This window comes from Acinetobacter piscicola, assembly GCF_015218165.1.
GTDB lineage: Bacteria > Pseudomonadota > Gammaproteobacteria > Pseudomonadales > Moraxellaceae > Acinetobacter > Acinetobacter piscicola_A.
Genome location: NZ_CP048659.1, coordinates 796931 through 809908, shown reverse-complemented (window position 1 = coordinate 809908; position 12978 = coordinate 796931). Strand labels below are relative to the sequence as shown.

The following is a 12978-nucleotide window of genomic DNA, read 5'->3' as shown; positions in this document are numbered from 1 at the left end:
GCTTAAACCATTGACATTTTGTTAAAAATATCCAAATTCGTTACATTTTGAAATAAATAACCGAGTATTTTCAGTGTAGTTCATCATAATTTATACATAGTTAAGAAATCAGACTTTTTAATTGCATAAACAACGACTATATTTAAAAGCAGTCATGCGTACATAAAACTCTTTTTTAGGACTTTTCTATGTCATCTCAACAGCAGAAACACCCTTTTTTAAAAAAAATAAGCAAAGGCTTTACTGTCGGTTCTGTGATTACAGGAAGTACTTTTTTTCATGGTCCACCTGTATTAGCACTCGGATTAACCAAACTCTTTAAACAATCTAAAAAAGTTGATGAAACCAATATTCAAATTACCAACAGTTGGTTAAGTGTCAACAATTGGCTCATCGACCATATCTTACCTGAAACACAGTGGGAGATTTCAGTCGATCAAAATCTCGACTTAAATATGCAAGGTCGCTACCTTATGACCTGTAATCATCAAAGTTGGGTCGATACCACAGTCAATCAATATTTTGGCTTAACCCGTATGCCACTGACCCGTTTCTTTACCAAATGGGAACTTATTTTTATTCCTTTTGTGGGACAAGCCTTTAAAATTTTAGGCTTTCCAATGATGAAGCGTCATAGCAAAGCACAAATCGAAAAAAATCCAGCCTTAAAACATCAAGACATGGCAGAAGCGCGTAAAGCATGTGAACAATTATTGAGCCAACCCTTTACGTTATTAAACTATCTTGAAGGTACACGCTTCACCCCTGAAAAACATCAACAGCAACAGTCCCCCTATCGTAACTTACTTAAACCGAAAGCTGGCGGATTAGCTCTCGCATTGAATATTTTAGGTGATCAAATCGATGCCCTGGTTGACATGACCATTGTCTATCCTGATGGTGCACCAGGCTATGGCGAATTTTGGCTCGGTGAAGTTCCACGAATCGTAGTTAATCTACGTAAAATCGAAATTCCAACATGGGTATTGGGCGGTGACTATGAAGAAGATCCAGAATACCGTGCTAAATTTCAACATTGGGTCGATGAGTTATGGCAAGACAAAGATCAATTGATTAGTTCGATGAAACAAAAATATCAAAACTAAAATCAGATAGAAACCAATAAGGATCGTTATGACAGAACAGGCTACAGCGAAGCAAAAAAGTATTCGCCCACAACATCACAATACTTTGGGTTGGAAAATGTTTTTAGTGTATGACATTTTCATGATGGCGATCATTGTCTTCAACCTGTTTTGTCTATGCGCTAACTTATTTTTAATGAGCAGTTTTGGGCAATTATTTTTTAATGAAATTTATTTGCCTGAAGTTTTAGCTTTTTATAAATCAGACTTACATCCATGGGTGATTAAAACTGAAGGATGGTTTATTTTATTTTTAGTAGTTGAACTCGCCATTCGTTGGTTGATTGCCATTATCTACAAACATCATCAGCGTTGGTTTTTCTTCCCTTTTATTCATTGGTATGAAATTTTAGCAATTATTCCTTATTTACGTTTCTTACGTCTAATTCGTGCAGGCATTATTGCCTATCGTTTACATGAGTTAGGCTATAAAGTTATTCCTGACAATATCATGAAAAAGGTATTGTTTTATTATCGCGTGGTGATGGAAGAAATTTCTGACCGTGTTGTTGTTTCTGTCATTGATGGGATTAAATATGAGCTTGATACCAGTTCAAGTCATAAAAAAATTATTCATGAATTGGTCGATCATCACCGAGAAATATTTGCTCAGGTCTTAGCAGAGATTTTACAAGATACGCTCGCCACCGAACTCAAAGCACAACAACGCTTCATTGCAGACAACGTTGGGCAAATCGTCAAACAAGCGATTGAAGATACCCCTCAACTGACTCAACTACTCAGACTGATTCCCATTGCAGGTGGCATGATTGAAAATCAAATCCAGAGTATTGGTCAGCGTTTAGGTGAAAACATTACTCAAGGATTGATTGCTCCTTTAACTGCTGGTTCACATGCTCAGCCGAACCAAATTTATATGCTCATTTCTGACAAACTAAGCCAATTAAACATTGAAAATAAAGCCTTAGAACAATTGGTCGAATCAGCAGTCTATGAAAGCTTAGCGGCGATCCGTAAACAAGTGAAAATTAAACAATGGCAGATTGAACTCGAAAAATATGACCAAGCCAATGATTAAGTGATTCAAAGATTGAGCAAATCAATGCAAATATTTGTATCTATGCTAGAGAAATCGTTCAATTTGTTCTAGCATTTGAGCAGTTTTTAAAGTTTGACTTTATTTATCATTTTCAGGTGACGAGCCTTTAAGGAATAGTTATGGCTGATATACGGATTACAGGCAGAATGGTTAATTTTACCCGATTAATCTTCGATACAAATGATCATGATGCTATCCGCCAGCAACTTAGCGCTATGATGGCAGAAACTTCTTATCAAGGGGCTTTGGTCGTTCTCGACAGTACTGTTGAACAAGAACTCATTGCGTTAATTCAGCTATTAATTAGCCTAGATTTACAACCGATGGGCGTGATTGATGGCATTTTAAGCGAACAAGCTCAAGCGATTCAATTTCCAATCCTGCCTTCTGACCGACCTTTACAACGTATTAAAGCAACGAAAGAACAGGTGGTTGCAGCACCCACAACAGCTTCACCTGCACATGACAATACAGATGCACCATCGAAAGTTACACAACAACACACTACGGTTAGCCATATAACGTCTTATCATGACGAAATTCTGCGGACTGGACAATGTTTAGTACAAGATCATGGTGACATCATTTTGAATGCTGGAATAAATAGTGGTTCAGAAGTGATTGCTTCTGGAAATATACATATTTATGGCAGTGTTCGTGGTAGAGTGATTGCAGGTGCAGGCGGTAATAGCGCTGCAAGAATTTTTTGTCATTCCTTAGAAGCTGAATTGGTTTCTATTGCGGGAACATATTGTGTAGCTGATGATATTCCAACGGAATTCATCAAAAAATCTGTGCATATTTACTTGAATGACCAGCAAGAACTTGAGTTTTCAGTTCTGCAATTTTAATGTATAAATTAACACCATAATAAACTCCCCTCACAAAGGGGATGAATGACCATAACAGGAGTGGATTCGGTGGCCAAAATTGTTGTCGTTACATCAGGCAAAGGTGGCGTAGGTAAAACTACAACAAGTGCATCTTTTGCAACAGGACTAGCCCTTCGTGGTCATAAAACTGTTGTTATTGATTTTGATGTCGGTCTACGAAACTTAGACTTGATCATGGGTTGTGAACGCCGTGTCGTTTATGACTTCGTGAATGTTTTGAATAATGAAGCCCGTTTACAACAGGCTTTAATCCGTGATAAAGACATCGAAAATCTTTATATTTTACCTGCATCACAAACCCGCGACAAAGATGCCTTAACAGACGAAGGCGTTGCACGTGTGATGGATGAGCTTTCACAAGAGTTTGATTATATTATCTGTGACTCTCCTGCAGGGATCGAACGTGGTGCTATTTTGGCAATGTACCATGCAGATGAAGCAATTATTGTAACCAACCCAGAAATTTCTTCAGTTCGAGATTCTGACCGTATCATCGGAATGCTAGACAGCAAAACCAAGAAAATCGAAAACAACGAAGGACGAGTACGTAAACATTTATGTATCACACGTTTCAACCCAGAACGTGCCGACAAACAAGAAATGTTAACTATTGATGATATTTCAAAAGATATTTTACGTATCCCGACTTTAGGTGTAATTCCTGAATGTCCAAGCGTGCTACAAGCATCCAACGAAGGTAAACCTGTTATTTTGTATACAGAAGCAAGTGCAGGACAAGCTTATGATGACTTAGTTGCTCGTTTCCTTGGTGAAGAGCGTCCATATCGACATATTACTGTTAAGCCTAAAGGTTGGTTAGCGAGATTATTTGGAGCGTAAGAATGGCGGGATTTTGGAGTAAATTATTTAGTAATGATGACAAGCCTTCAAGTGCGCAAACTGCTAAAGATCGTTTGAAAGTCATTGTTGCCTCTGAACAAGGTTTAGGCAAACGTTTGAGTCAAGATAAAATTGATCAAATGAAAAAAGAAATCATGCAAGTTGTGAACCGCTATGTCCGTGGTGTAGATGAACAACATATTCAAATGTCTGTACGTTCAGAAGCAAACATTGAAATGCTAGAAATGAATATCAATTTACCTGAAGAACGTTAATTTCATTATTGATTAGTCAAGTGAATTGATTCAGGGCAAAATATGAGACAAGCTGTATAGAAATTTGATTCTATTCAGTTGACTTACAGCAGCGCTGCAAGTCATTAGGTGAGCTAAAGCAATGCTTGACTCATCTAATCTCATATTTTGCCCTTTTTTATTAGACATAATTCAGAAAACCTTTGCAGTATTCCTTATAAACAGTTTTTCAAAAGCTTTTTATAATACTGAAGAATGTCAATTTTTTATTTTGAGGAGATGCTGTTATGGCACTTTCACAGCCAGCAACGTTCAATGAGGAATGGTCGGACGAGCGTGTTTTTGCCTATTTAGATCAGTTACCTCCTGCAGGTGTCAATGCTGACTTTCATGTGCTTTATCATGCTTTTAAACACATGCGTCCTTTTGACTATGAGCGCCTGTTAAATAAATTTATTGCAGATGGTCGTGACATCAATGCAACCAATCCTGAAGGTCAACGTATCCATGACGTGATCAAACAATATCCTCGTCAAAAAGATGGCTTTTTAGAAGTTTTAGCAAAATTTGCATAATCACGAATAAGATTAAAAAAACCTGCACAATTGTAGGTTTTTTTTATGGCTAGAATCAACTTTTAAACCATTTCACTCAAAATTTATAATTATTTATTGATAATTACTTATTAATAGACCTCTTGCGAAAGTCGTTATTGCAAGTTCATTCGGTTTACCAGTACAGCGATTAAGTTAATGCGTAAACCGAATCTTTTTCGTCTATTTCGATAGCGTTCACTTAGTATTCTAAATCTTTTCAATTGACTGTTAATATGTTCGATTACAACTCGTATTTTTCCAATCATTTTATTGTAATTTTTCTCAGCATCAAATAAGGGGAAATTCTTCTTTTTCTTTATTGGCATCAATAATTTAAAGCCATCTTGCTCTAACCCATAGTACCCTAAATCGGTTATAACATAGTCACAATGTTTGAATTTCTTAACTGTTTTTCTTGCCAATTTAATATCATGCTGACTGCCAGACGATATATCTACTCCTATGATTTGTTTGCTCTTCGGATGATAGATCACTTGAGCTTTTAACGTATGTTTCTTCTTTTTACCACTGTAGAACTTACTCTGATTTTTTTTTCGGGCGTTCTATTGAACATTCTGTAGCATCAATAATGACCCAGTTAAATTGTTCGTTTGCTGTGGTAATGCTTCGTTTGGGCAAGGTAAAACGTCTTGATTTCATTAATGCATCTTCAACCTTTTTAATAGTTCGATTCACATTACTTTCAGCGATATGGTAATTTACAGCCAATTCCAATTGAGTGCTGTAATTCCGTAAGTAATTGAGTGTTAATAACAATTGATCCTCTATAGCTAAAGTATGAGGACGCCCAGATTTCTTTTTAAGTGATTCTGCTTCTTTTAAAACTTCGACCATTTCACTAAAAACTGGTCGAGGTACGCCAACCAAGCGCTGGAATTCAGAATCTGAAAAACGGTTTAATTTCTGATATTTCATGAAATCTATATTGAGGCAGTTTTTACTTTCGCAAGAGGTCTAATAATTAAATAAGATCCAAATGCAGTAAATAATCCACCAGCGATACCATCAATCCATTTTGCTGCACGTTGATAAGCAGTTTTAAAACGGGGTAATGAAAAAATCAATGCCACAAAGACAAACCACATCAATGTTTCCACGCCAACAACCACTAGCAAAACAGCATGCATTTGATCTAATTGAGGATTTGCAAGAAACATAGAAAAAACACTACCAAAGTAAATCACAGCCTTCGGATTAGATAAGTTCGTCAACAAACCTTTCATAAAAAATTTAAAATGGCTTTTAGGCAATTCAACTTCAACGATTGGACTATTTATTTTTTGCTTAGAAAATGCAGATTTTAACAACTGAAAACCTAACCAACATAAATAAATACCGCCCAATACCAACATGACCTGTTTAAACCAAACAAATTTTTCAAAAATATAATTTAAGCCTATTAAAGCAAAAAATGCCCACAGCACTACCGCAACTGTAATTCCCAATACCACACACATTGCTTGAGTACGAGAACGACTAATCGCAGTTTGAGAAACAATAAAAAAATCTGGACCTGGTGTCACTAAAGCACAAAAATGAATAAAAACTAAGGTACTTAATGCCAATAACATGAGAGATCCCCTATTGGGTGAAAGAACATCTTGAATTGAAAATGATTTATTTCAAATTAAAAATCTCGCTGAATTAGCCACTAAGTGTGCTACAAAATTGCAATGAGCCGAAACTCATTGCAAATCTCAAGTTAAACTAAATCAAACTAAAATTTCTCGTTTGCCATTTGGTCCCATTGCACTCACAATGCCCTGTTCTTCCATCTGGTCAACAATACGTGCAGCACGGTTATAACCCAAACTAAATTTACGTTGTAAAGATGAAACAGATACTTTACGTGTTTCTAGCACAAAAGAGACGCACTGATCATATAAAGCATCACGATTTGGATCAGCATCGCCATCTTCAAAGCCTTTTGATGTTGGCTCTTCATCATATGGCGTTAAAATCTCGTCAACATAATTTGGATCACCACGTTCACGCCATGCATCACAAATTCGGTTGACTTCATCATCTGAAATAAATGCACCATGTACACGTTCAGGTTCAATTTTACCTGGTCCTAAGAACAACATGTCACCATGACCAAGTAAATCCTCTGCGCCGCCTGCATCTAAAATAGTACGTGAATCAATTTTACTATTGACACGCAGAGCCACACGCGTCGGTATATTCGCTTTAATTAAACCGGTAATCACATCGACCGATGGACGCTGTGTTGCAAGAAGTAAATGAATTCCTGCTGCACGTGACTTTTGAGCCAAACGCGTGATCATTTCTTCTGCTTTTTTTCCCACTTGCATGATCATGTCTGCAAATTCATCAGCCACAATCACAATCGAAGGTAATGGCTGTAAGCGCGGTGCACGTTCTTGTGTCGCTGAATCTGATGGCTTCCATGTCGGGTCGATTAAGTCTTCACCATTGGCGATTGCTTCTTCAACCTTACGATTATAGTCTGCCAATTTACGGATTTTTAAGAATGACATTAATTTATAACGGCGTTCCATCTCATTCACACACCAATTCAGCGCACTTACAGCATCTTTCATGTCCGTTACAACAGGCGTTAAAAGATGAGGAATATCATTATAGTTAGCAAGTTCGAGCTGTTTTGGATCAATGAGGATCAAACGCAACTGGTCAGGTGTATATTTCAATAACATGGATAAAATCATCGAGTTGACTGCAACCGATTTACCTGAGCCTGTTGTTCCTGCAACTAACATATGTGGGGCTTTACCCAAGTCAGTAATGACAGGATTGCCTGAAATATCCTTGCCCATCGCCATCGAAAGTAATCCCGAAGGATCTTTAAATGTCGGAGTTTCTAATAGTTCAATTAAACGTACCATTTCACGGGAACTGTTCGGCACTTCAATACCAATATAAGGCTTACCTGGAATCACCTCGACCACACGTACCGAAGCCATTGACATAGAACGTGCTAGATCACGTGAAATATTGGTCACTTTAGACGCTTTTACCCCTGGTGCAAGGTCTAATTCAAAACGTGTGACTACAGGTCCTGGTTGTGCTTCAATCACTTTGGCTTTAACATTAAATTCTTGTAATTTAATTTCCAATAACTCAGACAAGCGTGCCAATTGATCAGCCGTGAAGTTTACTTTTTTATTAGGATCGACCTTATCTAATAATTCATAACCAGGTAATGTTGGCAAATCACGTCTTTTTTGTGCAACTTGCATTGCACGAGACATTGGTCGACCTAAGGCATCCGTCAATGGTGCATCTAGATCAAATTCTTCATCTAAAACATCATCTTCAACAGGTTTACCTGCTGTTTCTTGCCAAGCCGCTCTAAATGCATCTTTATCAGAAGAAATACGTGACTTTTCTTCTTCAGACACCACTGAAGTCATTAAATTCGTTTGAATTTCAGCTTTTACCAAAGGTGAAGATTGTGCATAACTGCTTGCTCTACGCACTTCAGGCTGAACATCAGTGACTTGTTCAATAGATGCATCAGCCAAATGTGCTAAATCATCTAACTCTGCAGCTAAACGGTCAGCATCATGACTTGAGTGAGGCTGTTGTACTTGCGCCAAACTTGGGAGATCAAGATCTAAAGAATGCCCTGTTGAATGTGCTTCAGCTGCTTGACTAAATGGACGGTGTACATCTGTTGCAGTATTGTCTTTAGGTACAACCGCCAATAAATCATCAAAAACTTGGTCATCATCCCAATCTAAATCTTGCACATCATGTGTAGAGTGTTTGAGGACTGTCGTATTCTGCTCCGTATGGACTATGTTGTTATTCAACAAATCTGACGACGAATGAACATGATCTTTATGATCTTCTGAAGCACGTAATAAGGCATCAATATCACGGTTATGATCTTGATTTTGTTCCAAAGGCTTCCAAATTTCACCCGTAGGGACAAAACGTTTACTGTCTTCTTGTAAACGGCGCGCTTTTGCTAAAGTTTGTTCTAATTCATCGTCATCATTTTTATGTTCAGACAATACTTTTTGTTGGATGTTGTGCTCTTGATCCACCATATCATCAAACAAACGCGCAGCGACTTGTTCATGTTTTGTTGCTGTCGCTGTTTGAGCCACACTCATTTGTGCAACAACTTCAGTATGTTCTTTCTGCTGTTCTCTCTCTATTGCTTTTTTGGTTTTGACAACAGGTTTAGGTTCAGCAGTCAAATCATAAGCAGACTCACTTTCGGGTACATTTTTATAAAATAAATCTTGTAAATATGCTGGTGTTGCCTTAAGCGTTGCCCATGTTTTATTCCACTGAATACCAAAGGCTAAAGTACAGAGTACGCCAAGTAAAATGAATAAAAATGCACAAGCACCATAAATGGTCAACAACTGAGAAAGGCTTTCCCCCAACTCATACCCAATAATTCCACCTGACGCATTTGCCAAGGTATCTGCAGGGACATTCCACAATAAATACAATAAACTTGATGTGGTTAGTAAGATAAAAAATTGTGCTGCGTAGCGAAAAGGTTTACTCAAAAAACTTCTCGGCCACCAGACTTGAATCGCTTCAACAAAAAGATAAAATGGAATGAGTAAACTCGCCCACCCTAAAAATCCAAAGAGTAAATCTGCAATCCACGCACCCGCCACGCCACTGGCATTAGACACTTGTTGCGTGTCACTCGAGATATGCATCCAGCCTGGATCAAATGGGGTATATGTCACTGTCGCTAAGAACAGGTAAATCCCAAATGAAATCAAGAATAATGTTAATAAAAAGCGCTGTGCATAAACACTCGACACCGCAGTCATATACTGTCCTGTAACCAATTATTCATTAATGTACTTTTGATGAAACGAATTACTTTCTTCATGCAAGAAATCTTTATATTATGCACCTGTTCTTACAAAAAAGATGCAAGATTGTTGCAGTATGTTGTTAAGTTATTTGTATATATTCGGTATATGGTTCAATTCGATTTAGCTCATCAGTTTTATCGACATTGAACAACCCCAATCACATTCAACTTTCACGTATAATTTTAGCAGATTCTATATTTTCTGATATAAAAAGGATGGCATAAATGAGCGCTCGTCACTCACGTTTAATTATTTTAGGTTCTGGCCCTGCGGGTTATAGCGCTGCTGTTTATGCTGCACGTGCCAATTTAAAACCAACTTTAATTGCTGGTATGCAACTTGGCGGTCAATTAACCACTACAACTGAAGTAGATAACTGGCCAGGTGATCCAGAAGGTTTAACAGGCCCTGCTTTAATGGAGCGAATGCAAGCACATGCTGAACGCTTTGGTACAGAAATTCTGTATGACCATATTAATGAAGTTGATTTAAAAGTTCGTCCATTTGTGCTCAAAGGTGATATGGAAGAATATACGTGTGATGCGTTAATTATCGCAACAGGTGCAACTGCACAGTACTTAGGTTTAGAATCTGAACAAGCGTTCATGGGGCAAGGTGTAAGTGCTTGTGCAACCTGTGATGGTTTCTTCTATAAAAACCAAAATGTCATGGTTGTAGGTGGTGGTAATACTGCTGTTGAAGAAGCATTATATTTATCAAATATCGCATCACATGTTACTTTAGTACATCGCCGTGACAAACTACGTTCTGAGAAAATTTTGCAAGACCATCTTTTTGAAAAAGAAAAAGAAGGCAAAATCAGCATTATTTGGAATCATGCAGTTGAAGAAGTTCTCGGGGATGATGCTTCAGGCGTAACCTCAGTCCGTTTAAAATCAACACTTGATGATTCTCAGCAAGATGTTGCAGTAACAGGATTATTCGTTGCAATTGGTCACAAACCAAACACAGCAATGTTTGAGGGTCAACTTGAACTACGCAATGGCTATATCCAAGTACACAGTGGCACAGCTGGCAATGCAACTGCAACATCTGTGGCTGGTGTTTTTGCTGCAGGTGATGTTGCTGACGATGTGTATCGCCAAGCAATTACATCAGCAGGTTCAGGCTGTATGGCGGCACTAGATGCTGATCGCTATTTAGATAGTTTAGAAAAATAATTTTCTATCTTGAATGTAAAAAAACCGTCAGCAATGGCGGTTTTTTTATTGATATTTATCATTTTTAAATACAAAAAAATGCTATTTTTTTTAAAAGATATAGCTCTTTATGATCAAATAATTATATCTATTTATGACAACTTATATACACAGTCAAAACAGAAAAATTGTTTTCAACAACCTTCATTTAGCCACTAAAATATCTTTTAAAAATCAAAATGATACCCCTATTATATAAACAGAAAAATTGATCAGGATTTGCTTTTAAATACTACGTGATCTACAACATACTATATTCTTTAAAAGAATAAAAAGCTGCTATAAAAATTTCACTGTTATCCGAACTATTTAAAATACATGATATTAATCAATATTTTCCTTTTAATAGAATTCCAAATGATGTAATAAAAATATCTACACAAAAGTCATTTATTCACCAAAGAAGTGATGTAAGCTGTGCCTTGTTAGACATTTGCAATCTTTATTTTTTATGATTAAATTTTGAATCAAATGCCTATTCTTTAGAAGCTTTCTTACTCGAATTCACGTTAAAACCGATCTATTTAAGGATAAAAAATGAGCAACACATGGACTGATGGCTATCAAACAGAAGTGAATTATACGTATGGTTATTACAAAGATTTAAGCCCGAATTATCAAAAGTTCTGTTTATTGCTTAATGGTGTTGATAGTCCTAGTTCAAATGAACAACATTTTCATTGTGAATTAGGTTTTGGGCAAGGGGTCAGTCTAAACATTCATGCAGCTTCGAATTTAGGACAATTTATCGGTACTGACTTCAACCCTGCTCATGCTGGACATGCTTCAATGCTTGCAGAACATAGTCAGATCCCACATCAGTTTTATGACGCGAGTTTTGAAGAACTTCTCAACAAAGATTTACCGATGTTAGACTCTATCAGTCTACATGGAATTTGGAGTTGGATTAGTCATGAAAATCAACATATTATTTTAAAATTTATTCGTAAATACCTTAAACCAAATGGCATTGTTTATATCAGCTATAACTGCGTTACAGGCTGGGCAGCAAATATTCCGATTCGTGAATTATTCCATAGTCATTTTAAGTTTAATAGCATCAGCAATAATCCCATTCAAAAAGTCAAAGATTCGCTCGCCTTTAGTGAAGCATTATTACAGCAAAACCCTAATTTTGCGAAACGTAATCCGAATGCGATAAGCAAAGTCCAAGACTTACAAAAGCAAAATCCAAACTATTTAATTCATGAGTATTTAAACCAAAATTGGCAATGTTTTTCATTTCAACAAGTTGCACGCATTTTAGAAGAGGCAAAACTCACTTATGCATGCTCAACAGATTTAAACACTCAATTAAACAGTATTAACTTCTCAGAAGAGCACCAACAATTTTTAAATAAAATTGAACACCCTATTCTTAGAGAACAATGCCGCGACTATTTTGCCAATACACAATTTAGAAAAGATTTATTTATCCGTGGTAAAAATAATCTCAGCCCATTAGAAATACAAACTCGCTTAAGAAATACAGCTTTTGTTCTTTTAATAGCACCTGAGCACTTACCTAAAACCATCACAGGATATTTGGGTGAATTTAACTTAATCCAAGACATTTATGAACCATTAGGCAAACTGTTCAAACAAGAGAATTATGCTCCGCAAACCATTGCTGATATTGAAAAAAAATTACTAGACCAATCTTATGCAAAAATTTTAAATGCATTGGTTATTTTATGCCATTTAGGTTTCGCACAACCTTGTCAAGCAGAAGTCTCTCAAGAAACACTACAACACGCACATCAGTTAAATCGTTTTATTTTAGAACAAGCCAGTTTTCACAATAACTATCAAGTTTTAGCCTGCCCTATTTCTGGTATTGGCATTAATGCTGATCAATTCACGCAATTATTCTATCGTGCACATTTTATTGACGGCTTAAAAACAGCAAAACAGTTTGCTGAATATGCTCAACAAGTATTGAATGATTTAGGTTGGTTTATCATTGATAAAGGGGAAACGATTACAGACAAAGCAACAAGTCTGACACTCTTGCAAGAAAAAGCTCAACTCTTCCTTGAACAAGATAAAATTAAAATTGCTAAACAATTGAAACTTTTTGCATAACTTCTGCAATACATGACTAAAAAAGATCA

Annotated in this window: 11 protein-coding genes; 8 read left to right on the top strand and 3 right to left on the bottom strand. The window is 36.7% G+C overall.

Going from position 1 to position 12978, the window contains the following annotated elements; translation table 11 throughout:
- The first annotated feature begins 188 nt into the window (after positions 1-188).
- The 6 genes from G0028_RS03905 (at position 189) to G0028_RS03880 (ending at position 4767) form a co-directional block, all read left to right on the top strand.
- On the top strand, positions 189-1106 hold the full coding sequence (locus G0028_RS03905) for an acyltransferase (RefSeq protein WP_180047593.1): 918 nt from the start codon (positions 189-191) through the stop codon (positions 1104-1106).
- Between the two features lie 28 nt (positions 1107-1134).
- Positions 1135-2184, top strand: coding sequence for a preprotein translocase subunit SecA (locus tag G0028_RS03900; protein WP_180047595.1), 1050 nt, complete (start codon positions 1135-1137; stop codon positions 2182-2184).
- A gap of 140 nt (positions 2185-2324) precedes the next feature.
- Positions 2325-3056, top strand: coding sequence for a septum site-determining protein MinC (gene minC / locus G0028_RS03895; protein WP_180047597.1), 732 nt, complete (start codon positions 2325-2327; stop codon positions 3054-3056).
- 69 nt (positions 3057-3125) lie between these two features.
- The gene (gene minD / locus G0028_RS03890; RefSeq protein ID WP_130074058.1) at positions 3126-3938 is read left to right on the top strand and encodes a septum site-determining protein MinD; all 813 of its coding nucleotides are present in this window, start codon (positions 3126-3128) and stop codon (positions 3936-3938) included.
- A gap of 2 nt (positions 3939-3940) precedes the next feature.
- Entirely contained in the window at positions 3941-4213 is a 273-nt protein-coding gene (gene minE / locus G0028_RS03885) for a cell division topological specificity factor MinE (protein ID WP_004648029.1), read from the top strand.
- Between the two features lie 266 nt (positions 4214-4479).
- On the top strand, positions 4480-4767 hold the full coding sequence (locus G0028_RS03880) for a PA4642 family protein (protein WP_180047599.1): 288 nt from the start codon (positions 4480-4482) through the stop codon (positions 4765-4767).
- A gap of 134 nt (positions 4768-4901) precedes the next feature.
- Here G0028_RS03880 and G0028_RS03875 read toward each other — a convergent pair.
- The 3 genes from G0028_RS03875 to G0028_RS03865 all read right to left on the bottom strand — a co-directional run bounded on the left by G0028_RS03875 (position 4902) and on the right by G0028_RS03865 (position 9596).
- Positions 4902-5724, bottom strand: a protein-coding gene (locus G0028_RS03875) for an IS5 family transposase (RefSeq protein ID WP_194088746.1) whose coding sequence is annotated in 2 segments (ribosomal slippage) — positions 4902-5342 and positions 5344-5724 — 822 coding nt in all. Because the reading frame shifts where the segments join, the coding sequence is not laid out codon by codon here.
- A 5-nt stretch (positions 5725-5729) separates the two neighbouring features.
- Entirely contained in the window at positions 5730-6380 is a 651-nt protein-coding gene (locus G0028_RS03870) for a LysE family transporter (protein WP_180047760.1), read from the bottom strand.
- Between the two features lie 141 nt (positions 6381-6521).
- Positions 6522-9596: a DNA translocase FtsK gene (locus G0028_RS03865; protein ID WP_180047762.1), complete on the bottom strand. Its 3075-nt coding sequence runs from the start codon at positions 9594-9596 to the stop codon at positions 6522-6524.
- Positions 9597-9868: 272 nt separating this feature from the next.
- Here G0028_RS03865 and trxB point away from each other — a divergent pair, with 272 nt between their 5' ends.
- A complete protein-coding gene (gene trxB, locus G0028_RS03860) occupies positions 9869-10825 on the top strand; it encodes a thioredoxin-disulfide reductase (protein ID WP_180047764.1) in 957 nt (318 codons plus the stop codon).
- 576 nt (positions 10826-11401) lie between these two features.
- Entirely contained in the window at positions 11402-12949 is a 1548-nt protein-coding gene (locus G0028_RS03855; RefSeq protein ID WP_180047786.1) for a class I SAM-dependent methyltransferase, read from the top strand.
- Positions 12950-12978 lie beyond the last annotated feature (29 nt).